The sequence below is a fragment of the Streptomyces sp. NPDC046985 genome (genome assembly GCF_040644415.1).
In the GTDB taxonomy this organism is placed as follows: Bacteria; Actinomycetota; Actinomycetes; order Streptomycetales; family Streptomycetaceae; genus Streptomyces.
The window spans coordinates 236,797-260,466 of the sequence record NZ_JBEYWK010000001.1 but is presented as its reverse complement, the minus strand read 5'-3'; the positions used below and the strand labels follow the sequence as shown (position 1 = coordinate 260,466).

The following is a 23,670-nucleotide window of genomic DNA, read 5'->3' as shown; positions in this document are numbered from 1 at the left end:
GTCCGCTTGGGCGCGGCCTCGGCCGCGCCGTCCGCCGCGTCGGTCACCGTGCCGGCGTCGGCCGGTGCGGCGACGACGGCCACGGCGGCCTTGCGGGTGCGGCGCCGGGGCGCGGACGTGGTCGACTCGGCAGCGTCCGCCACGCCCTCGGCCGTGGTCACGGCCGCCTCGGCGGCGACCGCCTTCGTGCGGGTACGGGTGCGGCGCGGCGCCGGCTCGGTCGCCGGGACCTCGGCGGCGGGCTGCGCGGCGGCCGGTTCCGGCGCCTGCGAGGAGACCGCGGCCTCGACCGGCGCGGACGTCGCCGGGGACTCCGCCGTCGTCGGGGACTCCGCCGCCTTACGGGTGCGTCGGCGGCGCGGCGCCTCCGGGGCCAGGGCGGCCTCGGTCGCCTCGACGGCCCGGTTCTCCGCCGTCGTCACCGCGGACTCGGCGGCGCCCGGGAGGGCGACCGCCTCCACGGTCGCGGCGGTCTGCGGCGACGAGGGAGCGGTGGAGGCCACCGGCTCGGTCGCCGTCGCCGCGCCGGACGCCGCCGGGCGTCCGGCTGCGCCGCCCCGCGTGCGCCGACGGCGACGGGGGGTGCGGGCGCCGCTCTCCTCCGTGGCCGGGGACTCCAGCGGTGCGGGACCGGCGGACGCGGCCGCCTCGGTGACCGCCGCCGTACCGGACGCCGCGGCGGCGCCGTCGAGCGGCGCTCCGCTCCGGGTGCGGCGCCGTCGGCGCGGGGTGCGCGCCGGACGCTCGCGTTCGCGGTCGCCTCCGGCCGAACGGACCTCGTCCCGGCCGCCCCGGCCGTCCCGGCCACCATGGCCGCGGGCGCCGCGGCCGCCGGTCTCGCCGAGGTCCTCCAGCTCCTCCGCGTCCAGCCCGGCGCGGGTGCGCTCCGAGCGGGGCAGGATGCCCTTGGTGCCCTGCGGGATGCCCAGGTCGGCGAAGAGGTGCGGAGAGGTGGAGTACGTCTCCGGCGGGTCGTTGAACTTGAGTTCCAGCGCCTTGTTGATGAGCTGCCAGCGCGGGATGTCGTCCCAGTCGACCAGCGTGACCGCCGTGCCCTTGTTGCCCGCCCGGCCGGTGCGGCCGATGCGGTGCAGGTACGTCTTCTCGTCCTCGGGCGACTGGTAGTTGACGACGTGCGTGACGCCCTCGACGTCGATGCCGCGCGCCGCGACGTCGGTGCACACCAGCACGTCGACCTTGCCGTTGCGGAAGGCGCGCAGCGCCTGCTCGCGGGCGCCCTGGCCGAGGTCGCCGTGCACCGAGCCGGAGGCGAAGCCGCGGCGCTGGAGCTGCTCGGCGATGTCCGCCGCCGTGCGCTTGGTGCGGCAGAAGACCATCGCCAGGCCTCGGCCCTCGGCCTGGAGCATCCGGGCGACCATCTCCGCCTTGTCCATGGAGTGCGCGCGGTAGACGAACTGCTTGATGTTGGCGACCGTCACGCCCTCGTCGTCCGGGGCGGTGGCGCGGATGTGGGTGGGCCGCGACATGTAACGGCGGGCGAGACCGATCACCGCGCCCGGCATGGTGGCCGAGAACAGCATGGTCTGCCGCTTGGCCGGCAGCATGGCGATGATCCGCTCGACGTCGGGCAGGAAGCCCAGGTCGAGCATCTCGTCGGCCTCGTCGAGCACCAGGCACTTGACGTGCTTCAGGTTCAGCTTCTTCTGACCGGCCAGGTCGAGCAGCCGGCCCGGGGTGCCGACGACCACGTCGACGCCCTTCCTCAGGGTCTCGACCTGCGGCTCGTAGGCCCGGCCGCCGTAGATCGCGGTGACCCGCACGTTGCGCACCTTGCCGGCGGTCAACAGGTCGTTGGTGACCTGGACGCACAGCTCGCGCGTGGGGACGACGATGAGCGCCTGGGGGGCGTCGGTGAGCGCCTCCGGCTTGGCGCGGCCCGCCTCGACGTCGGCCGGGACGGTCACCCGCTCCAGGAGCGGAAGGCCGAAGCCGAGCGTCTTTCCGGTGCCCGTCTTGGCCTGGCCGATCACGTCCGTGCCCGAGAGGGCGACCGGGAGCGTCATCTCCTGGATGGGGAAGGGAGTGGTGATGCCGACGGCTTCCAGGGCCTCGGCCGTCTCGGGGAGGATCCCGAGGGATCGAAACGTCGTAGTCAGGGTGCTGCCTCTTCTGTGTGTGCGGCGCGAGGCGAGCGCGGGGGTCGTGTCGTCCGACCGTGCCGGGGACGCCGGTCGCCCACGGGGCGGACCGCATGGCACGGGACCACAGCCGACGCTCTAGCGCTCGAACCGCTGGGAGGTCCCTCCGATCGTCGTACGCGCGGTGCCGTACGGTCAGGGAGGGCTGTCGGGTCGGAGCCGATCGGGCCACCGACCGGGCATCCTCATGCGTGCGCCGCGTCGAGGCATGCTGAACGACGTCGGCATACTCGGCAGGCGCATTACCACCATACCCCGGATTCACGCACACGCGATGGCCGATTTGGTCACGTACCCGCCGTCACACTCGTCGACCAGGTCCCTCAGGGCAGGGGCGGGCGAGCTATTGTGCGCTCCATGACGACCCCTGACAAGCCCGCTGCCTCTGAGAACGCCGCCGACGCCCCCGCCGGGCGCACCGGGATCGCCGCCCAGGGCTGGGCGACGGCCGGCGCCGACCCGCAGTACCACGCCGCGGTCGTCGACCTGCTCGGCGCGCTCGCCTACGGGGAGATGGCCGCGTTCGAGCGGCTCGCGGAGGACGCCAAGCTGGCGCCCACCCTCGCCGACAAGGCCGAGCTGGCGAAGATGGCCTCGGCCGAGTTCCACCACTTCGAGCGGCTGCGCGACCGGCTCAGGGAGATCGGCGAGGAGCCGACGGCCGCGATGGACCCCTTCGTCGCCGCGCTCGACGGCTTCCACCGCCAGACGGCGCCCTCGGACTGGCTGGAGGGGCTCGTCAAGGCCTACGTCGGCGACTCGATCGCCAGCGACTTCTACCGCGAGGTCGCGGTGCGCCTGGACTCCGACACCCGCGAGCTGGTCCTGGCGGTCCTGGACGACACCGGGCACGCCGGCTTCGCCGTGGAGAAGGTCCGCGCGGCCATCGACGCGGACCCGCGCCTGGGCGGCCGGCTGGCGCTGTGGGCGCGGCGCCTGATGGGCGAGGCGCTGTCGCAGTCGCAGCGGGTCGTGGCCGACCGCGACGCGCTGTCCACGATGCTCGTAGGCGGGGTCGCCGACGGGTTCGACCTGGCCGAGGTCGGCCGGATGTTCTCCCGCATCACAGACGCGCACACCAAGCGGATGGCCGCGCTGGGGCTGGCCGCCTGACGCGGGCGCGCGAGGCAGACTCCGGGGCCACCCAGGTCGGGGCGTGCACCCCGGGCCTGGCGCGGGCGCGCGAGGCGGACGCCTTATGCGGACGCCCGAGGCAGACGCCTGACGTGGCCGCCTGACGCGGCTGCTCGGGGCGGGCGCCTGACGCGGACGGTGGGGGGCGGGGGCACCCGCCGCTCATGGGTCCGCGCGCGGGTCCGGAGGGCGCGGGCGCCGCGCTCCGGATTCGGCGCCTGCGGCCCCAGCCGGTCGGCGCGCGCCGGGATGGGCCAGTGCGGCCCGGCGGGGGTGGGCCAGTGCGACCCGGTGTGGCCTGGGGTGGACCGTCCGCGCATAGCGCTGGTGCGCCGGGCCCGGCGCGGTCGGTCAGCGGACGCGCCGGCGGCGGCGCCGGATCAGGCCGGCGCGGACCACCGGCGCAGTGCTCCCGAGGGGCGCAGCAGCAGCGACAGAGCGGCGGCGGCCACCACCGCCGCACCGGCCAGGCTCGCCAGCAGACCGCCGGAGCCGATCGCACTGCGCGTGACGAAGCCGCCGAACAGCGCGCCCGCGACGCCGGTGAAGAGCACCAGCCGACGGGACGGCAGACGGTGGGACAGGCGGCGGAACGCCGCCCAGCCGAGCAGCAGGCCGAGCACGGCGGAGCCGAACGTTGCCAAGAGCATGAAGAGTCCCTCCCACACGGTCGCCCAAGCCTGACGGTCCTAGCCGGTCATACCCCTGACCTGCGGAGCACAACCCTCCCGTGTAGGCCGTTCGGGGGATGCCCGCAGAGGTGTATGCGCGCTCCCCGCACGCGCCCCCGTCTACGCCCCTTCCGCACCTTCCGCGCCCCGCCGGACCACCGGGAGGGCGTTGCGGCACGGCGTTCGGCAGCGGGAACGGCATGCGCCCCGGCGGCACCACGACCAAGCAGTCCGGAGACACGAAGAGGGGCCCAGCGGCAGTGCCGCCGGACCCCTCTTCCCGTCCCGCATGCCGGCCGGGCGCTCGCGCGCCGCTCGCGGCGGACTACAGCGCGCCGAAGCCCACCTTGCGCGGGGAGGGCTCGCCCAGCTCGACGTACGCGAGGCGCTCGGCCGGAACCAGTACCTTGCGGCCGTGCTCGTCCACGAGAGTCAGGAGCTGGGACTTGCCGGCCAGCGCCTCGGCCACCGCCCGCTCGACCTCCTCAGCGCTCTGACCGCTGTCCAGAACGATCTCGCGAGGCGCGTGCTGCACGCCGATCTTGACCTCCACGGCTATGTCCCTCCGACGGTCAGTGAAGTGCGCGACCTTCCGCGCCGTACCCGCACACATTAGCCCGGTGAGGGGACGGACACGCTGGGCCGGGCAACGCCAGGAGCGAACAGACCGCGGCGCCGGTCAGTGGTGTTCGTTGCCGTGCAGCGGGAAGCCCGCGATGCCGCGCCACGCCAGGGACGCCAGCAACTGCACCGCCTGGTCGCGCGGCACGCTGCGGTCGCTGTGCAGCCAGGAGCGGGCCACGACCTGCGCGAGGCCGCCGAGCCCGGAGGCGAGCAGCATGGACTCGGCGCGCGAGAGGCCGGTGTCCTCCGCGATGACCTCGCAGATCGCCTCGGCGCACTCGGTGGTCACCTTGTCCACGCGGGCGCGCACAGCGGGCTCGTTCGTCAGGTCCGACTCGAAGACCAGCCGGAAGGCGCCGCCGTCGTCCTCCACGTAGGCGAAGTAGGCGTCCATCGTGGCGCGCACGCGCTGCTTGTTGTCGCTCGTGGAGGCCAGCGCGCTGCGCACGGCCTGGATGAGCGACTCGCAGTGCTGGTCGAGCAGCGCCAGGTAGAGGTCGAGCTTGCCCGGGAAGTGCTGGTACAGCACCGGCTTGCTGACCCCGGCGCGCTCGGCGATGTCGTCCATGGCCGCGGCGTGGTAGCCCTGCGCTACGAAGACCTCCTGGGCCGCGCCCAGCAACTGGTTCCGGCGGGCACGGCGCGGCAGGCGCGTGCCGCGCGGGCGTGCCGCCTCTGTCTGCTCGATGGCTGTCACGCCGCCTCCCAAAGTCGTCCTCCGCGGTGTGCGCCGCGCCGCCATCGTACTTTTCGGTAACCCCGCCGCGCGCGGTGTGAGCGCAGAATTTCACGGACCGGGCGGCGCGGAAACAGCGTGGAAACGGCGCAGAAAGCGGCAAAGCGGCCCAGCGCGGTCGGCTGCGGGGGCGTCCGGCGTCAGCCCCGCCCCCGCCTGACGGTGTCTCCGCGCACGGCGCCGACCCGCCGCGCGTCGACGGTCCCGCGCTCGGTGCCTGTCCCTCGCCCGTCGGAAATCTCGCTTATCTCGCCCTCGGCTTCGATTCCGCGCCCACCGGTGCGCGGCCCGTCACCGGTAGTCGTCCTCGTCCAGGGACACGACTCGTGCCTGCTCGGCGAGGTCCGCCTCGTTCGCCCGGTCCGGGTCGGCGCCGGTCAGGGGATCGTCGTGCTGGGGAGCGATGTCCGCCCGCTGCTCCGCGGAGTCGCCCTCCGGGGCCTCCACGTCGATCTCGGCGCCGTTGCGCCTCCCGTTCCCGTCCTCGAACGTCTCGGGATCGGTGGGGTCGATGGTCATGCTGGGCTCCCTTCCTGCGGGTGTCCCTGAAGGCGACAGGGGCGGTATGGGGGTGCCCTGCCTACGAGCCTAGGAGACACCCGATGTGCACGCCATGCGGTTCGGCGGCCTCCGGCAAGGGCTCGGTCCACGGTGCGCGGCGCACCGTTCCCGCCGCGCCGGGGCCGCCCGCACCGTGCCGCTTGTGACGGCGGACACAGGGGCCATCGCGTGATCGTCTCGTAACATTGCCGCATGTCTTCGACCGAGCTGCCTTCCGTGCCGGCCGCCAACGTTCTCCCCCGGGTGGCGCCCGTCAGGGCCGAAGAGGGCGAACGGCTGCGGTCGGTCGAACTGCCGGGGCTGACGCTGGCGGTGCGCTCCCGGCCGCCCGCGCGCCAGGACCTGCCGCCCGCGCTGTACGTCCACGGGCTCGGCGGCTCCTCGCTGAACTGGTCGTCGCTGATGGCGCAGCTCGACGACGTGGTCGACGGCGAGGCGCTCGACCTGCCCGGCTTCGGGGACTCGTCGCCGCCGGACGACGGCAACTACTCCGTCAGCGGGCACGCGCGCGCGGTGATCCGCCTCCTGGAGCACTCCGGCCGCGGGCCGGTCCACCTGTTCGGCAACTCGCTCGGCGGCGCCGTCTCCACCCGCGTCGCCGCGCAGCGCCCCGATCTCGTTCGCACTCTGACGTTGGTCTCGCCCGCGCTGCCCGAACTGCGGATCCAGCGCACCGCCGTGCCGACCGGGCTGCTCGCGCTGCCCGGCATGGCCGCCTTCTTCACCCGGCTGACCCGCGAGTGGACGGCCGAACAACGCGTCCGCGGCGTCACTGCCCTCTGCTACGGCGATCCGGACCGGGTCACGCCCGAGGGGTTCCGCAACGCGGTGCAGGAAATGGAGCGGCGGCTTCAACTGCCATACTTCTGGGACGCGATGGCGCGCTCCGCGCGCGGGATCGTGGACGCGTACACACTGGGCGGCCAGCACGGACTGTGGCGCCAGGCGGAACGGGTGCTGGCGCCCACGCTGCTGATCTACGGCGGCCGGGACCAGCTCGTCGGCTACCGCATGGCCCGGCGGGCGGTGCGGGCCTTCCGCGACTCACGCCTGCTGACCCTGCCGGACGCGGGGCACGTGGCGATGATGGAATACCCGGAGACGGTGGCGACGGCGTTCAGGGAACTCCTGGCGGACACCGGGGAGTCGCGGGCGCCGGGCGCGGGCTCGCACAGTGCGGGGACGGATACGGACGACGGGACTTCCGGCGTGAGCATAGGGGGCTGAGGGGGGACGTGGGACGTCACAGCCGCCGCGGACCCGCCCCGAAGGGCGGCGACGCGGACGCGACAGCAGGACAGGACGGCCGGGCGCCCAGGGGTGCTCAGGCCGGCCCTGACGAGCGGGCCCGCGGCGCGTGGGACGCCGACGCGCGAGACGCCAGTGCGCCCGGCTCGGGCGCCGTTCCGGGCACTGCCCCTTCGGGCGGGGGACCGGTGCGGGGCCCGGGGCGCGGCGGCTTGCCGCTTCAGGCCCAGCGACGGCCGGGCGGTGACGGCCGCGGCGCGCTCAGCGGGCGCTTCCCGGTGCCGGGGCAGGGCGCCCCGCCTCCTGCGAGTTCCGCACCTTCCGCGCCTTCGGCGTCAGGGCAGGGGACCCCGCGCCGCTCTGACGGCCCGCCCACGCGCGGAACGTCTCGCGTGCCGGACGGCACGCCCGAGCAGGGGACTCCCCGCTTCCAGAGCGGCACGCCCCCGCAGGGGTCGCCTCGCCGCCCCGCGAGCACGCCCGCGCCTGGTAACCCGCGCTTCTCCAACGGCACGCCCGCCCACGGCACCCCGCGCTTTCCCGACGGCACTCCCGCGCACGGCACGCCCCGTGCATCCGGCAGCACTTCCGCGCATGGCGCCCGCATATCCGACGGCACTCCCGCGCGGGGTGTTCCGCAGGTTTGCGGAGGACACCCCGAGCAGCGGGAAGCCGGGGGCGGCTGGGGCCATTCGGCGTCGCGTGCTGAGCGAATAGGCACAACCAGCGGGAGCAACGAGGCTGGCGGGAGCAGCGAAGCTGCCGGGACCGGTGGGACGGGCGGCCCTGGTGAGACTCGTGGGACAGGCGGGGCTGGTGAGACCAGCGGGACTTGTCGAATACGCGGCACGGCGCCCAAGCGGCAGGGCGCGACCGGCGTCGGCGGCGCGACCGGCGTAGGCGGCGCAACCGGGGCCCCCGACCGCACCGATGCCGCCGGAGCTACCCCTGCCACCGGTCCCGCAGCCTCCCCCTCCGCGCCCTCCCGTGCGTCGATTCCCCGGCAACGGGGTCCCCGCCAGGAGTACCTCGACGCCTTCGACGAGGACGCCCACGCCTTCGCCGTCCCACCGCCCCGCGCCCAGCCCCGGTCCGGCGCGGCACCCGCTAGCGCTCCCCTCCCGGGGAAGACCTCCCGGGCCGCACGGACCGCCCAGGCGTCACCGGCCGGCCCGGCGTCACCGGCCGGTTCCGGTGGCGGCCAGGGCGGCCAAGGCGGCCCCGACGGGAGCGGCGAGGGCGGCGAGCCGTCCGGCGACGGTCCCGCGCGCGGCAAGGGCGGCAAGGGCGCCAAGGGGCGCACGTTCACCGGGATCGCGGCAGCCGCCGTGATCACTGTGCTCGCCGTCGTCGTCGCCGGACAGGTCGCCGAGGGGCGGACCGGCGGCGACGCCCGAGCGCGAGCGTCGGCCGCCACCGGACGGCCCGGCGCCGGCGTGGGCGCGGGTCGGCGCGCGGTCCCGCCCTCCGCGGCCGTCGCGCCGGAGCTGAGCTACGACCAGAAGATGGCCCTGAAGTACGCACTCGGTCCCACGCTCAAGGGGTCAGGCAGGTTCGAGACGGTGCCGGGCTTCGCCAAGGCGCCCGGCCGGGGGCGCAAGTACGCCTACCGCGTCGACGTGGAGCAGGGACTCGGTCTGGACGGCGGGCTCTTCGCCGACGCCGTGCAGAAGACGCTGAACGACGACCGCAGTTGGGCGCACGGCGGCGTCCGCACCTTCGAGCGCGTCTCCTCCGGCCGTCCCGACTTCGTGATCACCCTCGCCAGCCCCGGCACCACGGCCGCCTGGTGCGCCAAGTCGGGTCTGGACACCGCCGAGGACAACGTCTCCTGCGACTCGGCCGCCACCTACCGCGTGATGATCAACGCTTACCGCTGGGCGCAGGGTTCGAAGACCTACGGCGACAAGATGCACGCCTACCGGCAGATGTTGATCAACCACGAGGTCGGCCACCGGCTGGGTCACAATCACGTCACGTGTCAGAAGGACGGCGAGCTGGCCCCGGTCATGCAGCAGCAGACGAAGTTCCTCGATCACGACGGGATCCACTGCCTGCCGAACCCGTGGCCGTATCCCAGTAGTTGAGACAGGGCTCGGACGTCACTTTGACATGGGCGCAAAGTTCATACATATTTCTGGGCATGTCGCCCTGCCACGCCCCCGTCCGCGCCGCCATAGAGCTGGCGCTGATCGGCGTGACCCCGCTCTGTGTAGCCGACATCCTCTGTCGCTGACGCCCGCCTTCAGGTGCGCGTCGCGACCCTCGCCTCCCGCCGGAACCCGCTCGCGGTCCCCGGCCTCTCGATGACTCGACGACCGTCGCCGGGCAGACGTCTGCCGTTTCCCGTCTCACTCCTCGCTCCCGCCGTCTCGCGATCCGAGACGAGCGTGCCGAGTCCTCACGAGAGGTCGTCATTCCGATGCGTCAACCGTCCGTCCCCGCCCGCCGCGTCGCCGCGGTATCCGTCAGCCTGGTGGTGGCCGCGGGCGCCGTCGCCTGCGGGCCGAAGGACAGCGGCGCCCAGGGCGCCGGCGGCGACTCCAAGCCCCGCAAGGGCGGCGTCCTCAGCGTTCTGAACGCGCAGCCGCAGCAGGACTTCGACCCCGCGCGGCTGTACACCTCCGGCGGCGGCAACATCCCCTCCCTGGTGTTCCGCACGCTCACCACCCGGCACCGCGCGAACGGCGCCGCCGGCGCCAAGGTCGTCCCGGACCTCGCCACCGACACCGGGCGTCCCAACAAGGACGCGACCGTGTGGACGTACACCCTGAAGAAGGGCCTGAAGTTCGAGGACGGCACGCCCATCACCTCGGCCGACGTCAAGTACGGCGTCGAGCGCTCCTTCGCCCCCGAACTCTCCGGCGGCGCCCCCTACCTGCGCGACTGGCTGACCGGCGCGGCCGACTATCAGGGCCCGTACAAGGACAAGAAGGGCCTGAGCGCGATCGAGACGCCGGACAGCCGGACGCTCGTCTTCCACCTGAACAAGCCCGAGGGCGAGTTCCCGCTGCTGGCCACCCAGACGCAGTTCACGCCGGTGCCGAAGAGCAAGGACACCGGCACCAAGTACGAGAACCACCCGGTCTCCTCCGGGCCGTACAAGGTGATCCGGAACGAGAACGACGGCGAGCGCCTCCTGCTGGAGCGCAACCCCGCCTGGTCGGCCGCCACCGACTCCGAGCGCAAGGCGTACCCGGACCGGATCGACGTGCGCTCCGGACTCGACTCCTCGGTGATCAACCAGCGGCTGTCCGCGTCTCAAGGGGCGGACGCCGCCGCGGTCACCACCGACACCAACCTCGGCCCGGCCGAACTCGCCAAGACCACGAGCGACAGTCAACTGGCCGCACGCGTCGGCACCGGACACTTCGGCTACACCAACTACCTGGCGTTCAACCCGAAGATCAAGCCGTTCGACGACGTCAAGGTGCGCCAGGCGATCTCGTACGCCGTCGACCGCTCCTCGGTCGTCAACGCGGCCGGCGGCTCGGCGCTCGCCGAGCCCGCCACCACCTTCCTGCCGAACCAGAAGTCCTTCGGCTACACGCCCTACGACCTCTTCCCGGCGGGCGCGTCCGGCGCCCCGGCCAAGGCCCGTGAGCTGCTGAAGGAGGCCGGCTACGCGCACGGCCTCACCATTACCCTGACCCACTCCAACAGCAAGGACTTCGAGACCAGCCCCGAGATCGCCACCGCGGTCCAGGACGCGCTCAAGAAGGCCGGCATCACCGTCAGGCTCCAGGGCCTGGAGGACAACGACTACAAGGACAAGATCCACAGTGTCAAGACGGAGCCCGGCCTCTTCCTCGCCCACTGGGGCGCCGACTGGCCCTCCGGCGGCCCCTTCCTGGCCCCGATCTTCGACGGACGGCAGATCGTCAAGGACGGTGCCAACTTCAACACCGGACTGCTGAACGACCCGTCGGTCAACTCCGAGATTGACGCGATCAACAAGTTGACCGATCTTGACGCCGCCGCCAAGCGCTGGGGCGCCCTGGACGAGAAGATCGGCGCCCAGGCCCTGACCGTGCCGCTGTTCCACCCCGTCTACAAGCGGCTGTACGGCAAGGACGTCAAGAACATCGTGATCAGCGACTGGACCGGCGTGCTGGACGTTTCCCAGGTCGCGGTGAAGTAGCGCCGTGAGCGAGGCACTTGTCGCCGCTGAGGCCCCCGGGGCGGACATACCCGTCCCGGGGGCCTCGGGGGCCCGTCAGTTCTGGCGGCGGCTGCGCGCGCAGCGCGCCGCCCTGGTCGCCGCGGCCGTCGTCGCGCTGCTCGTCCTGGTGGCCCTCGCGGCCCCGCTGCTCACCGCCCTGGAGGGGCAGGACCCGACCACGTACCACCCCGCGCTCGTCGACTCCGCCCGCGGCGGCGTGCCCCTCGGCTCGTTCGGCGGCGTCAGCGGCGACCACTGGCTGGGCGTCGAGCCGCAGACAGGACGCGACCTGTTCGCGCGCCTGGCGTACGGCGCGCGGGTGTCCCTGAGCGTCGCCCTGGCCGCGACCCTGGTGCAGATCACGATCGGGGTCGCGGTCGGCGTGACGGCCGCGCTCGGGAGTCGATGGGTTGATCAACTGTTGAGTCGTGTTACGGACATCATCGTGTCCATGCCGCTCATGATCATGTCGCTGGCCCTGCTGGCGATCGTGCCGTCGAGCTTTCCGCGCCCCGTGCTGGTCGCCCTCGTCATCGGCCTCATCGCCTGGGGCACGGTGGCGAAGATCGTGCGCGCGCAGACCCTCACCCTGAAGGGTCTCGACTACGTCTCCGCCGCCCGGCTGAGCGGCTGGAGCGCCTGGCGCATCGCCCGCCGCGAGCTGCTGCCCGGACTCGCCGCGCCCGTCATCACCTATGGAGCCCTGCTCATCCCCGTCAACATCACCGTCGAGGCCGCCCTGTCCTTCCTCGGCGTGGGCGTGAAGCCGCCGACGCCGTCCTGGGGACAGATGCTCACCGCCGCCGACGTCTGGTACCAGGCGGCGCCGCAGTACCTGCTCTACCCGGCCGGCGCCCTGTTCGTCACCGTGCTCGCCCTCACCGTGCTCGGCGACGCGGTGCGCACCGCCCTCGACCCGCGCGCGGCCTCCCGCCTGCGCGTCGGCACCGGCCACAAGGACCCCGTCGCGGCGGCGGCGACCAGCCCCGGCGACGGCGCGAAGGACGCGGACGGCGCGAGGGGCGCGGACGCCGCGAAGGACGCGAAGGACGCGAAGGAGGGGACCGCATGAGCGGCTTCACGGGGTTCCTGCTGCGCCGGGCCGCGGGCACGGTGATCACTCTGCTCGCCATCTCGGTCATCGTCTACGTCGTCTTCTACGCCACCCCCGGCAACGTCGCCCAGATCACCTGCGGCCCGCGCTGCTCTCCGGAGCAGGTGCACCAGGTCGCCCAGCAGTTGCAGCTCGGCGACCCGCTCTACCTGCGCTACTGGCACTTCCTGGAAGGACTCGTCGCGGGCCGTGACTTCTCCACGGGCACATCTGTGGAGCACTGCGCCGCGCCCTGCCTGGGACGGTCGTACCAGACCGACCAGCAGGTGCTCCCGCTCATCCTGACCAAGCTGCCGGTCAGCCTGTCGCTCGTGGCCGGCGCCATGGTGCTGTGGCTCGTCCTCGGCGTCGGCACCGGCGTGCTCTCCGCCTGGCGGCGGGGCCGCTTCTCCGAGCGCGTGCTGACCGCGATCACCCTCGCGGGCACCGCCACCCCGGTGTTCGTCCTCGGCTTGGTGCTGATGATCGTCGTCTGCGGCCAACTGCGGCTGCTGCCCTTCCCGCAGTACGTGGCCTTCGGCGACGACCCCGAGCAGTGGGCGTGGAACCTGCTGCTGCCGTGGCTCTCGCTCGCCCTGATCGAGGCCGCCGCCTTCGCCCGCCTCACCCGCGCCGCGATGCTGGAGACCCTGGCCGAGGACCACATCCGCACCTTCCGCGCGTACGGCGTGGGCGAGCGCTCGGTGGTCGGACGGCACGCCCTGCGGGGCGCCCTGGCGCCCGTGATCGCGCTGAACGCCAACACCGTCGGCTCGGCCGTCGGCGGCGCCGTGCTCACCGAGACCCTGTTCGGCCTGCCCGGCATCGGCCAGGAACTGGTCCACGCGGTCAATGTCGTCGACCTGCCGGTGGTCGTCGGCATGGTCCTGGTCATCGGCTTCTTCGTGGTCATCGCCAACGCCGTCGCCGACGTGCTGTACGCGGTGGCCGACCGACGGGTGGTGCTGGCATGAGCCTGGTGGAAGTGACGGACCTGACGGTCGCGTTCGGGTCCCTGCGGGCCGTGGACGGACTCTCCTTCAGCCTGGAGAAGGGCGCCGCCCTGGCGCTCGTCGGCGAGTCCGGCTCCGGGAAGTCCACGGTCGCCGGCGCCCTGCTCGGCCTGCACCGGGGCACCGGCGCCCGGGTCGCCGGCTCGGTCCGCGTGGCCGGCACGGACGTCCAGGCCGCCCCGGACGCCGAACTGCGGCGGCTGCGCGGCCCGAGGGCGGCCATGGTCTTCCAGGACCCGCTGTCCTCGCTCGACCCGTACTACGCGATCGGCGACCAGATCGCCGAGGTCTACCGCACGCACGCCCGCGCGTCGCGCCGCGCCGCACGCGCGCGTGCCGTGGAGGTGCTGGACCGGGTCGGCATCCCGGACGCCGCGCGCCGCTCGCGGTCCCGCCCGCACGAGTTCAGCGGCGGCATGCGCCAGCGCGCCCTGATCGCCATGGCGCTCGCCTGCTCGCCCGAGCTGCTGATCGCCGACGAGCCCACCACCGCTCTCGACGTGACCGTCCAGGCCCAGATCCTCGACCTGCTGCACACGGTGCGCGAGGAGACCGGCATGGGCCTGCTGCTCGTCACGCACGACGTCGGCGTCGCCGCCGAGAGCGTGGACGAGGTGCTGGTCATGCGGCGGGGGAGGGCCGTCGAACACGGCCCGGTCGGCACGGTCCTCGGGGCGCCCGTCGATGCGTACACCCGCGCCCTCCTGGACGCGGTCCCGCGCGTGGACGCTCCGCGAGCCGCTGCGGCGGAAGAGCCCGGCCACGCCGGTGCGGCCGTCCGTGCCGACGCGGCTGCTCAGGCCGGTGAGGCCGACAAGGCTGAGGGGGCTGAGGGGGCTGACCGGGCCCGGGACGCCGCCGACACCGCTGATGCCTTCTCTGCCGGTGAGATCGTCCTGGAGGCCGCCGGACTCCGGCGCGAGTTCGGGCGCGGCAAGCGGGCGCTCGCGGCCGTGGACGGCGTCTCGCTGACCGTCCGCCGGGGCGAGACCCTCGGCGTCGTCGGGGAGAGCGGCAGCGGCAAGACCACCCTGGGCCGGATGCTGGTCGGGCTGCTGGCGCCGAGCGCGGGCGAGATCCGCTACGCGGGGCGCCCGCACACCGGCGTGAACCCCGAGGTGCAGATGGTCTTCCAGGACCCGGTCTCCTCCCTCAACCCCCGCCGCACCGTGGGCGAGTCCATCGCCGACCCGCTGCGCGCGCGGGGCGAACGCGACGAGCGGCGCGTCCAGGAGCGCGTCGGCGAACTCCTGGCGCGCGTGGGTCTCGAAGGAGCGCACCGCGACCGCTATCCGCACGAGTTCAGCGGCGGCCAGCGCCAACGCGTGGGCGTCGCGCGGGCGCTGGCCGCCGATCCGCGCGTGATCGTGTGCGACGAACCCGTCTCCGCGCTCGACGTCACCACCCAGGCCCAGGTCATCGCCCTCCTCGCCGAGCTGCAACGGGAACTGGGGATCGCGCTGGTCTTCGTCGCCCATGACCTCGCCGTGGTGCGCCAGGTCAGCGACCGGGTCGCCGTGATGCGCGACGGCCGGATCGTCGAGGAGGGCCCGGCCGGGGTCGTGTACGAGTCACCCGAACACCCGTACACCAAGCGGCTTCTGGCCGCCGTGCCGACGCTGGACCCCGAGGTCGCCGCGCGCCGCCGCGCTCTGCGAAGGGAGCTGGCCCCGGCCTGACGCGGCCGGTCCGGACGGTGCGGGCTCTTCCCTAGCGCGCTCCAACGCTGCACACGCGGGAAAGTTACGACCGTTCACCCCTTTTGGTGGCGCGATGGACAACCGTCCGTCGCGCCACCTGCATGTCCGCATACGTTCGTCCCGTTGTGAGCCGTCGGAGCGACCGACGGCGCCCTGAACGCCTGCGTGGCGGCGACGGAAGAGACGAACGGGAGCGGGGGTGCACGCGTGCGCGTAGGACTGGTGACGCAAGGCGGCTACCCGCATGCGGGCGGTGACGCCGGACCGTGGTGCGAGCGCCTCGTGCGCGGGCTCGGGCAGCACGAGTTCGACCTCTACGCGCTCAGCCGCAGCAGCCGGCAGGAGAACGAGGGCTGGGTCCCGCTGCCGCAGCAGGTGAACCGCGTCCACACGGCCTCCCTGTGGGCCCCCCACGACGACGGCGTGCGGTACGGACGCCGTGCGCGCCGTCGCTTCACCGAGTGCTACGAGCACTTGGCGGCGGCGCTGTGCGGGGCCGACGCTCTGGAGTCCGGAGACGGCGCGGCCGCGGATGCTGCGGCCGTGGGCGCCGCCGCGGACGACGTGGCCGCGAACGGTGTGGCCGCGGATGGTCGGAGGAACCCCGGCGGTCCCGATCGTCCGGGCAGGCCGGGGAGTTCGGCTGGTTGGGGGAGTCAGGCCGGTTGGGGGAGTCCGGTCGGTCCGGGCGTCAAGGAGAGTTCGGATCGTTCAGACGCCCAGGCGGACCGTTTCGCCACCGCGTTGTACGGCTTGGCGGAACTCGCCCGCGACGAGGGCGGCCTCGGGAGCGCGCTGCGCTCGGAGACTGCCGTCCGCGCGCTGGAGCGCGCCTGTCGCGCGCCCGGCGCGCTGCGGGCAGCGCGCGGCGCGCGGGTATCGGACCTGCTCGCGGTCGCCACCCTCGTCGAGCAGGCCCTGCGCCCCCTCTCGCTCGACTGGTACGAGGACGACGGCCTCGGCGCGGCCGACCTCTGCCACACCGCGGCCGGCGGCGCCGCGGCCCTCCCCGGTCTGCTCGCCCGCCACTTCTGCGACGTGCCCCTGCTGGTCACCGAGTACGGCGCTCCGCTGCGCGCGCACTACCTGACCTCCGGCGCCGAGGGAACCCCGCCCGCCGTCCGTGCCCTGCTGGCCGCCTTCCACGGCCGGCTCGCCGCCGAGGTCTACCGGCGGGCCGCCCTGATCACCCACGGCAACGCCCACACCCGCCGCTGGCAGGAACGCTCCGGCGCCGACCGCGCCAGGCTGCGCACCGTCCACCCCGGCATGGACGCCAGCCCGTTCGCCGAGGTGGGTGAGGCGCCGGCGGTCGCGGACGCGGACACGCTGGTGTGGGTCGGCCGCGTCGAGCCCACCAAGGACCTGGTGTCCCTGCTGCACGCCTTCGCCGAAGTCCGCTGGGCGCACCCGGCGGCCCGGCTGCGGGTCGTGGGCGCCGCGACGGACGCCGACGGCACCGCCTACCTGGGCCACTGCAAAGCGCTGGCTGCCCAGTTGTTCCCCGACGAGGCCGAAGGCCCGCACACCGTGGGCGACAACCCCGTCTCCTTCGAGGAGATCGGCGCCCCGGAGGCCCCCAGCCTGGCCGACGTGTACGCCTCGGGCGCCGTGACCGTCCTGTCCAGCGTCGTCGAGGGCTTCCCGGCCGGACTCGTCGAGGCCATGTTCTGCGGCTGCGCGACGGTCTCCACGGACGTCGGCGCCGTCGTCGAAGCCGTGGGCGGCACCGGCCTGGTGGTGCCGCCGCGCAATCCGCGGGCGCTCGCCGAGACGTGTGTGTCGCTGCTCCGCGACCCCGAGCGCCGTGCGCGCCTGGGCGCCGCCGCACGCGCCCGCGCACTGGAGCTGTTCACCGTCGAGCAGAACGTCGCGGCGTTCCGCGGCATGTATCTGGAGGTCGTCTCGCACAGCCCGGTGCGCCGCGTCCTCCTGGACGGCGCCGGCGATCCCCTCCCGTTCGCCGCCCCCGCCGAGGCCCATGTCCCCGGCCACTGGACCGGCCCGGCCGCCCGCCCCGCGCCTGCCGCTTCCCGCCCGCGCGCCGCCTGGGCACAGACCACCCCCGCCGCCACCGGAACCCCGGCCCCCGCCGCCGCCCCGGAGACCGCCCGATGACCGCCCCGAGAGAACCCGACCAGCCACCCACCCCGGGCGGCGCAGCCCCCTGGAATCCCCCGCCGCACTCACAGCGGTGGACGAACCGGAACCTGAGCGCCACGTCTGCCCCACTGCCGTGGACGGACCGAAACGCACCTGGCCTCAGCCCCGGCTCCGGACCGGGCGCACTCGGCGTCGCCCCGGAGGCGCCTGCACCCGGGCAGGGCGTCGCTCGCACCACGCATGGCCTTCTCGCCCCGCGTCCCGGGACCGCGGTGAGGGCGGGCGTGGGGACCGGCCCCACCCCCGCGTTCGCCGCCGCTCCCGTCCCCGACCCGCATCCCCCGGCTGCCGGACGGCGCGGCGCCGTCGACCCCGTCAAGGCCCTGATGCACCGCCACCGCGACCTCTGCGATCGTGCCGTCGACCCGTTGGAGATCGCCGCGTGCCTGGAGGCGCACGGCGTCACCGACCGCACCGCCGCTCGCTTCCGTCACCGCGACGTGTTCTCCCTCGCCGAGGAGATGTACGCCCGGGTCGCACGCGACACCGACGCCCCGCCGCCCCCCGAGCCCGCCGAGGCGCCCAGGCCCGCACTCGGCTGGATCCTGCTCGCCCTGTTGCCCGGCGCCCTGTGCGCGGCGGCGCTGGCCGGGCTGCATCTGACCGAAGGCAGAACTCGCCTCGCGGTGGCCGCGGCCGGGGTTCTCGCCGTGGCGGCGGCCGTCCGCACCCTGCTGCGCCATGGCCCGCTGAGTCCCGTCGGCTGGCCGCCGTCCGGCACGCGCGCCCCCGCCGCCCGCGCCGGGACCTGCTGGCTCGTCGCCTACGCCGCGCTCGGCGACGGTCTGCTCGGCGCGGCCGTAGGCGGCGGCCCGGACGGACTGCCCGACGGCGCCGCGTCCGGCCCCTGGCCCCTGGCCGCGGCTCCCGTCCTGGCCCTCTCGTTCGCCTGCGCTCCGGCAGCCGGGGCCGCCCACCTCTTCGCCGTGCTCGCCCGGCGCCGGCTGACGGCCAGCCGCGGCCTGGCGGAGTTCGCCGCCTCGGTACGGCCCCTGTTCCTCGCCGCCTTCGGGCTGTTCCTGTGCGCGCTGGCCGCACTGCTCGCCGTGTGCGGCGCCGTTCTGCACGAGCCCGCCGGTCTCGCCCAGGCCCTCACGCTCGGCGCTCTGCTGCTGCTCGCCCGTCTGCTCACCGCGCACGGCTTCGCGCACGCCCCGGCCGTCGCCCTCGGCGCCGCGGCCGGGACCGAGACGATCGCCCTCGCGAGCGTCTTCGCCGCCCGCCTCCCCGGCTGCGGTCCGCTCGGCGTCCCGGTCGACATGCTGGTCGACGCCGGCGGGCCGGGCTACGTGCCGACCCTCGCCTGCGCAGCCGCGGCCCTGGCCCTGCTGGTTCACGCGACCCGCACCCTCAGCAGGGCCTCGGCCCACGCACGAGCGGCGGGAGAGCAGCCGTGACGAGCGCCCGTCCGCGGTGCACCCGGCGGCCGCCCGCCGCACGGCAGCCGCAGCCGGATCCGTCCCCCGAACCGCGGGCCTCCGGCCCCCGCGACCGGCGCCGATCGCACCACCCCCTCGAAGGAGAACACCACATGACCACCGCCCGATCCGGGGCGTCCGGAGCATCCGGAGCCACCGGAGCGCACACCCCGGGAGCCGCCCGATGAGGGTTCTGCTGATCGGAGCCAACGGCTACATCGGCCGGTTCGTCGCCGACCGCCTGCTCGCCGACCCGGCCGTCCAGCTCACCGCCCTCGGCCGCGGCGACGACGCCGACGTCCGGTTCGACCTCGCCACGGGCAGTCCGGGCGCCCTGACCCGCTTCCTGGACGCGGTCCACCCCGGCGTCGTCATCAACTGCGCGGGCGCCACCCGGGGCGGTGCCCGCGAACTCACCCGGCACAACACCGTCGCCGTCGCCACCGTCTGCGAGGCGCTGCGCCGCAGCGGCTGCGGCGCCCGTCTGGTCCAGATCGGCTGCGGCGCCGAATACGGTCCCAGCCAGCCCGGATCCTCCACCGCCGAGGACGCCGTGCCCCGACCGGGCGGCCCGTACGGGGTCAGCAAGCTCGCCGCCACCGAACTGGTCCTCGGCTCCGGCCTCGACGCCGTCGTGCTGCGGATCTTCTCGCCCGCCGGACCCGGCACCCCTGCGGGTTCGCCGCTCGGCCGCCTCGCCGAGGCCATGCGCCGCGCCATGCAGGCGGGCGACGGCGACCTGAAACTCGGCGGTCTGGGCACCCAGCGCGACTTCATCGACGTGCGGGACGTCGCCCGCGCCGTGCACGCCGCCTCGCTCTCGGCCGCCCAAGGCGTCATTAACATCGGCTCCGGCCGCGCCGTACGGCTGCGCGACGCCGCCTCGGTCCTGGCCCGCGTGGCCGGATACGGCGGCGCTCTGCACGAGCTCGACGGGCCCGGCGGCCATCTCAGGCCCGCCATCGGGCACCCGCGCAGCGACCCGGACCATCCGTCTCCCGCCGCGTACCCGTATCCCGACGGCTGCGGGAGCTGGCAGCAGGCCGACGTGCGCACCGCGCGCGACCGGCTCGGCTGGCGTCCCCGGATCAGTCTGGAGGAATCCCTCGCCGACATCTGGATGGAAGCGGCATGCCGCATCTGACCAGCGGTCCGCCCGGTCCGTCGGCCACTGGCGTCCGCACCGGGCTCGGTTCGCCCGGCTGCGCCCACCCGCTGCTCGCCCCGGCCGAGTGGCACGCGCTCGCCCGGCCGGGAACGCCGCTCGACTGGGTCGTCCTCGACGTCGCCGGCGGCCCCGGGGTCCGGCCCGATCCGCACTGCCGGGACGCGGCCCGGCGGCTGCGCGACGCCGGAGTCCGGGTCCTCGGCCGGCTCGACGTCGCCCACGGCCTGCGCTCCCGGACCGAAGTGATCGTCGGCGCGCACCGGTTCCTGGAGTGGTACCAGGTCGACGGCTTCCTGCTGGAGCGCTGCCCCGCGGACCGCGCCGGGCTGCCGGAGACCCGCCGCACGGTCGCCTCGCTGCGCGCCCTGCGCGACGGCGCGCACCTCGTCCTCGGGCACGGCGCCTGCCCGGATCCCCTTTACGCCGAGTGCGCCGACCAACTGGTGACCTTCAGCGGCCCGTGGAGCGCCTACCGCTTCTGGCAGACCGCGCAGTGGACCGCCGACCACCCACCCGAGCGGTTCTGCCACCTGGTGCACGGCGTCCCGCGCGGACACCTCGAGGAGGCGCTGCGCACCGCCCGGTGGCTGGGCGCGGGGACGATCTGGCTCACCGACCGCACGGACCGCGGCGGCCGGGACGACCCCTGGGAGGCGCTGCCCGGCTACTGGGACGAGATCGTCTCGCGGGTCGGACCGGGTGTCTCGGAATGAAGAAGGGCGTGGCAGTGTTGCCAAGAGAACAACCGTAGTGATCGACCGACCAACGGAGCCACCGTGTCGCTGCCACCCCTGGTCGAGCCGGCTTCCGAGCTCACCGTAGACGAGGTCCGCAGGTACTCCCGCCACCTGATCATCCCCGATGTCGGGATGGACGGGCAGAAGCGGCTCAAGAACGCCAAGGTGCTCTGCGTCGGCGCCGGCGGCCTGGGCTCCCCGGCCCTGATGTACCTGGCGGCGGCGGGCGTGGGCACGCTCGGCATCGTGGAGTTCGACGAGGTCGACGAGTCGAACCTCCAGCGTCAGGTGATCCACAGCCAGGCCGACATCGGCCGTTCCAAGGCGCAGTCCGCGCGGGACACCGTCAAGGGCATCAACCCGTACGTGAACGTGGTCCTTCACGAAGAGCGGCTCGAGGCCGACAACGTGATGGAAATCTTCAGCCAGTACGACCTGATCGTCGACGGCACGGACAACTTCGCCACCCGCTACCTCGTCAACGACGCCTGCGTGCTGCTCGGCAAGCCGTACGTGTGGGGCTCCATCTACCGCTTCGACGGTCAGGCGTCGGTCTTCTGGTCCGAGCACGGCCCCTGCTACCGCTGCCTGTACCCGGAGCCCCCGCCCCCCGGCATGGTCCCCTCCTGCGCCGAGGGCGGCGTCCTGGGCGTGCTGTGCGCGTCCATCGGCTCCATCCAGGTCAACGAGGCCATCAAGCTGCTGGCCGGCATCGGCGATCCGCTGGTCGGCCGCCTGATGATCTACGACGCACTGGAGATGCAGTACCGCCAGGTCAAGGTCCGCAAGGACCCCGACTGCGCCGTCTGCGGCGAGAACCCCACGGTCACCGAACTCATCGACTACGAGGCCTTCTGCGGCGTCGTCTCCGAAGAGGCCCAGGCGGCCGCCGCCGACTCGACCATCACTCCCAAGCAGCTCAAGGAGTGGATCGACGACGGCGAGAACATCGACCTCATCGACGTCCGCGAGCCGAACGAGTTCGAGATCGTCGCCATCCCCGGCGCCCGGCTGATCCCGAAGAACGAGTTCCTCATGGGCAGCGCCCTGGAGGGCCTCCCGCACGACAAGAAGATCGTATTGAACTGCAAGACGGGTGTCCGCAGTGCGGAAGTGCTCGCCGTGCTGAAGTCCGCGGGCTTCGCGGACGCCGTGCACGTGGGCGGCGGCGTGATCGGCTGGGTCAACCAGATCGAGCCGCAGAAGCCGGTCTACTGACCCCGGACCCGCCCTCTCTTTCCGGCGGCGGGGGCCGTGTGCGCCAGGTGCGCTCGCGGCCCCCGCCGCCGTCATGAGCACACCGCGCCGTCCCGCGGCGCCGAGCCGTACAGCAGGTAGGCGTTCACCGCCGAGTCCACGCAGTCGCTGCCGCTGCCATAGGCGCCGTGTCCCTCGCCCTTCCAGGTCAGTTCCACTCCGACGCCCCTGCCCAGTTCGTCCGCCATCCTCCGCGCGCCCTCGTAGGGGGTCGCCGGGTCGCCCGTGTTGCCGATCACCAGGATCGGCGGGGCGCCCGGTGCGGCGACCCGAGGCGTGTCGTACTGCCCGGCGACCGGCCAGTCGTGGCACCAGCCGGCCGTGTCCCATGCCAGGTAGTCGCCGAACACGGGGGAGATCCTCTCGAACTCCGGAAGCAGTTTCCTCGTCGCCTCGGCGGTCGGCCGCTGCCTGTCGTCCAGGCACGATATGACCCGTTGAGCATGGGTCGTCGTGCCGTAGTGGCCGTATGCGTCCCGCTCGTCGTAGGCGTCGGCGAGCGCCAGCAGCCCCGAGCCGTCCCTCTTCTCCGCCGCCCTCAGCGCGGCGGACAGCGTGGGCCAACTGCTCCTGCTGTACAGCGCCTGCACGACGCCGGTCAGTGCCAGGGTCTGCGTCAGCTTCCGCCCGGCGGAGGCGGGCAGTGGGTCGGCGTCGAGCCGCCGTACCAGGTCCGCGATCTTCCGCGTGCCTCGCTCGGGGTCCTGCCCGGTGGACGTGAGGTAGTCGTTCAGCGCTCGCTGGAAGCCTCGGGTCTGGTTCTCGGCGTGACCCACCGTGTCGGCGCCCGGGTCGACGACCGCGTCGAGCACCATCCGCCCGACGTGCCGCGGGAACAGATGGGAGTACACGCCGCCGAGTTCGGTGCCGTAGGAGATGCCGAAGTAATGCAGTCTCGTGTCGCCGAGGACATGACGCATCAGGTCCATGTCGTGGGCCGTGTCGGTCGTCGAGACGTGGCCGAGGAGTGTTCCGGCGGCTCGCGCGCAGCCCCTGCCGAAGTCGGCCGCGTCGTGGAAGTAGGCGCGCTCTTCGGCTGGGGTGTCCGGGGTCGCGTCGACGGCCTCGGCTGCCTGGATCCGCCGGTCGTCGCGGCAGCGGACGCCTCTGCTCGCGCCGACCCCGCGGGGGTCCCAGCTCACCAGGTCGTAGCGCTGCCGGAGCGTGCTGACCGCGGACGCGTACGCCGGCAGCGCGGCCACGCCCGAGCCGCCGGGGCCTCCGAAGTCGAACAGCAGGGAGCCGGCGCGCTCGCCGGTTGCCTTGCCGCGGATGAGGGCGATGCCGATCGTCTCGCCGTCCGGGCGGGACCAGTCGAGCGGCGCCGTGAGCGTGGCGCACCGCCAGTCCCCACCCGCGGCTGGCGCGTCGGCGCCGGCCGCGCACTGGCGCCAGTGGAGCCGTTGCGCGGCGAGCGACGCGGGCGGCGGGGCGCCGGCACCGGGCGAACTCCGCGGCGAAGCCGTGGGATCGGGGCCGCCCTTTCCCGCGTCCCCGGTCCCGGACGATTCCGCACCGCATGCGGCCAGCAGCAGCGCGGCTGTCCCCACAGCCGTCCAACGCACGAAACGCGACATGGCGCACCCCCCTGGCAAGCCCCCGCGGATCGGCCGCGGGGGAGCTGTCACGCCATGGTAGGCGGCCCGCACTCCGGCCGTGTGGGCCTGTGGATAACGCCCTGACCTGGTGCTTTTCCAGGTCGGGCGGTCTCGTCCCAGGCTGTGGGAGGGGAAGACGGGTGCGTACGGAGAGCATGGCCGCGAGGGGAAGAGGGAGCCGGGCGACGAGGCCGCGGCCGTCCGGCGCCGAGGCGGTCAGGAGCGGAC

The 23,670-nt window shown here is 74.0% G+C and carries 19 protein-coding genes; 13 read left to right on the top strand and 6 right to left on the bottom strand.

Annotation, left to right across the window (positions count from 1 at the left end):
• Positions 1-2,024, bottom strand: a 2,024-nt coding sequence (locus ABZ861_RS01125) for a DEAD/DEAH box helicase (RefSeq protein WP_361621580.1), incomplete at its 3' end; no start/stop codon positions are given.
• Positions 2,025-2,516: 492 nt separating this feature from the next.
• Between ABZ861_RS01125 and ABZ861_RS01120 the strand changes: the two genes are divergently transcribed.
• A complete protein-coding gene (locus ABZ861_RS01120) occupies positions 2,517-3,272 on the top strand; it encodes a ferritin-like fold-containing protein (protein ID WP_361621577.1) in 756 nt (251 codons plus the stop codon).
• 401 nt (positions 3,273-3,673) lie between these two features.
• Here ABZ861_RS01120 and ABZ861_RS01115 read toward each other — a convergent pair whose 3' ends face one another.
• From ABZ861_RS01115 to ABZ861_RS01100, 4 genes are all read right to left on the bottom strand, one after another.
• On the bottom strand, positions 3,674-3,943 hold the full coding sequence (locus ABZ861_RS01115) for a hypothetical protein (protein WP_361621574.1): 270 nt from the start codon (positions 3,941-3,943) through the stop codon (positions 3,674-3,676).
• Between the two features lie 346 nt (positions 3,944-4,289).
• Positions 4,290-4,517 carry a DUF3107 domain-containing protein gene (locus ABZ861_RS01110; RefSeq protein ID WP_361621571.1) on the bottom strand — a complete coding sequence of 76 codons (228 nt, stop codon included), beginning with the start codon at positions 4,515-4,517 and terminating at the stop codon, positions 4,290-4,292.
• A 126-nt stretch (positions 4,518-4,643) separates the two neighbouring features.
• Positions 4,644-5,285, bottom strand: coding sequence for a TetR/AcrR family transcriptional regulator (locus tag ABZ861_RS01105; RefSeq protein WP_361621568.1), 642 nt, complete (start codon positions 5,283-5,285; stop codon positions 4,644-4,646).
• A gap of 330 nt (positions 5,286-5,615) precedes the next feature.
• Entirely contained in the window at positions 5,616-5,843 is a 228-nt protein-coding gene (locus ABZ861_RS01100; protein ID WP_361621565.1) for a hypothetical protein, read from the bottom strand.
• Between the two features lie 234 nt (positions 5,844-6,077).
• Between ABZ861_RS01100 and ABZ861_RS01095 the strand changes: the two genes are divergently transcribed.
• The 12 genes from ABZ861_RS01095 (at position 6,078) to moeZ (ending at position 21,805) form a co-directional block, all read left to right on the top strand.
• Positions 6,078-7,112 carry an alpha/beta hydrolase gene (locus tag ABZ861_RS01095; RefSeq protein ID WP_361621562.1) on the top strand — a complete coding sequence of 345 codons (1,035 nt, stop codon included), beginning with the start codon at positions 6,078-6,080 and terminating at the stop codon, positions 7,110-7,112.
• Between the two features lie 8 nt (positions 7,113-7,120).
• Entirely contained in the window at positions 7,121-9,220 is a 2,100-nt protein-coding gene (locus tag ABZ861_RS01090; protein ID WP_361621559.1) for a DUF3152 domain-containing protein, read from the top strand.
• A 56-nt stretch (positions 9,221-9,276) separates the two neighbouring features.
• Positions 9,277-9,369, top strand: coding sequence for an Ms4533A family Cys-rich leader peptide (locus ABZ861_RS01085; protein ID WP_361621556.1), 93 nt, complete (start codon positions 9,277-9,279; stop codon positions 9,367-9,369).
• Positions 9,370-9,555: 186 nt separating this feature from the next.
• Positions 9,556-11,274: an ABC transporter substrate-binding protein gene (locus ABZ861_RS01080; protein ID WP_361621553.1), complete on the top strand. Its 1,719-nt coding sequence runs from the start codon at positions 9,556-9,558 to the stop codon at positions 11,272-11,274.
• Between the two features lie 4 nt (positions 11,275-11,278).
• A complete protein-coding gene (locus ABZ861_RS01075; protein ID WP_361621550.1) occupies positions 11,279-12,367 on the top strand; it encodes an ABC transporter permease in 1,089 nt (362 codons plus the stop codon).
• Positions 12,364-13,362: an ABC transporter permease gene (locus tag ABZ861_RS01070; protein ID WP_361621547.1), complete on the top strand. Its 999-nt coding sequence runs from the start codon at positions 12,364-12,366 to the stop codon at positions 13,360-13,362. The genes ABZ861_RS01075 and ABZ861_RS01070 overlap by 4 nt, the downstream gene beginning before the upstream one ends.
• Positions 13,359-15,080, top strand: coding sequence for an ABC transporter ATP-binding protein (locus tag ABZ861_RS01065; RefSeq protein WP_361621544.1), 1,722 nt, complete (start codon positions 13,359-13,361; stop codon positions 15,078-15,080). The genes ABZ861_RS01070 and ABZ861_RS01065 overlap by 4 nt, the downstream gene beginning before the upstream one ends.
• A gap of 228 nt (positions 15,081-15,308) precedes the next feature.
• Positions 15,309-17,219 carry a DUF3492 domain-containing protein gene (locus ABZ861_RS01060; protein WP_361621542.1) on the top strand — a complete coding sequence of 637 codons (1,911 nt, stop codon included), beginning with the start codon at positions 15,309-15,311 and terminating at the stop codon, positions 17,217-17,219.
• A gap of 269 nt (positions 17,220-17,488) precedes the next feature.
• On the top strand, positions 17,489-18,661 hold the full coding sequence (locus ABZ861_RS01055; protein ID WP_361621540.1) for a hypothetical protein: 1,173 nt from the start codon (positions 17,489-17,491) through the stop codon (positions 18,659-18,661).
• Positions 18,662-18,866: 205 nt separating this feature from the next.
• Positions 18,867-19,826, top strand: a complete 960-nt coding sequence (locus ABZ861_RS01050) for an NAD-dependent epimerase/dehydratase family protein (RefSeq protein WP_361621538.1) — start codon at positions 18,867-18,869, stop codon at positions 19,824-19,826.
• Complete coding sequence (locus ABZ861_RS01045; RefSeq protein WP_361621535.1) at positions 19,814-20,563, top strand: spherulation-specific family 4 protein; 750 nt, start codon at positions 19,814-19,816, stop codon at positions 20,561-20,563. The genes ABZ861_RS01050 and ABZ861_RS01045 overlap by 13 nt, the downstream gene beginning before the upstream one ends.
• Before the next feature lie 63 nt (positions 20,564-20,626).
• The gene (gene moeZ / locus ABZ861_RS01040; protein ID WP_361621532.1) at positions 20,627-21,805 is read left to right on the top strand and encodes an adenylyltransferase/sulfurtransferase MoeZ; all 1,179 of its coding nucleotides are present in this window, start codon (positions 20,627-20,629) and stop codon (positions 21,803-21,805) included.
• A 71-nt stretch (positions 21,806-21,876) separates the two neighbouring features.
• Here moeZ and ABZ861_RS01035 read toward each other — a convergent pair whose 3' ends face one another.
• Positions 21,877-23,421: an alpha/beta hydrolase gene (locus tag ABZ861_RS01035; protein ID WP_361621529.1), complete on the bottom strand. Its 1,545-nt coding sequence runs from the start codon at positions 23,419-23,421 to the stop codon at positions 21,877-21,879.
• Between the last annotated feature and the right edge of the window lie 249 nt (positions 23,422-23,670).

What these genes read in the sequence shown, in the direction of transcription:
- ABZ861_RS01120 (WP_361621577.1), top strand. Translation starts at nt 2,517, where the DNA reads ATGACGACCCCTGACAAGCCCGCTGCCTCTGAGAACGCCGCCGACGCC.
- ABZ861_RS01115 (WP_361621574.1), bottom strand. Translation starts at nt 3,943, where the DNA reads ATGCTCTTGGCAACGTTCGGCTCCGCCGTGCTCGGCCTGCTGCTCGGC.
- ABZ861_RS01100 (WP_361621565.1), bottom strand. Translation starts at nt 5,843, where the DNA reads ATGACCATCGACCCCACCGATCCCGAGACGTTCGAGGACGGGAACGGG.
- ABZ861_RS01095 (WP_361621562.1), top strand. Translation starts at nt 6,078, where the DNA reads ATGTCTTCGACCGAGCTGCCTTCCGTGCCGGCCGCCAACGTTCTCCCC.
- ABZ861_RS01085 (WP_361621556.1), top strand. Translation starts at nt 9,277, where the DNA reads ATGTCGCCCTGCCACGCCCCCGTCCGCGCCGCCATAGAGCTGGCGCTG.
- ABZ861_RS01080 (WP_361621553.1), top strand. Translation starts at nt 9,556, where the DNA reads ATGCGTCAACCGTCCGTCCCCGCCCGCCGCGTCGCCGCGGTATCCGTC.
- ABZ861_RS01070 (WP_361621547.1), top strand. Translation starts at nt 12,364, where the DNA reads ATGAGCGGCTTCACGGGGTTCCTGCTGCGCCGGGCCGCGGGCACGGTG.
- ABZ861_RS01065 (WP_361621544.1), top strand. Translation starts at nt 13,359, where the DNA reads ATGAGCCTGGTGGAAGTGACGGACCTGACGGTCGCGTTCGGGTCCCTG.
- ABZ861_RS01050 (WP_361621538.1), top strand. Translation starts at nt 18,867, where the DNA reads ATGAGGGTTCTGCTGATCGGAGCCAACGGCTACATCGGCCGGTTCGTC.
- ABZ861_RS01045 (WP_361621535.1), top strand. Translation starts at nt 19,814, where the DNA reads ATGCCGCATCTGACCAGCGGTCCGCCCGGTCCGTCGGCCACTGGCGTC.
- ABZ861_RS01035 (WP_361621529.1), bottom strand. Translation starts at nt 23,421, where the DNA reads ATGTCGCGTTTCGTGCGTTGGACGGCTGTGGGGACAGCCGCGCTGCTG.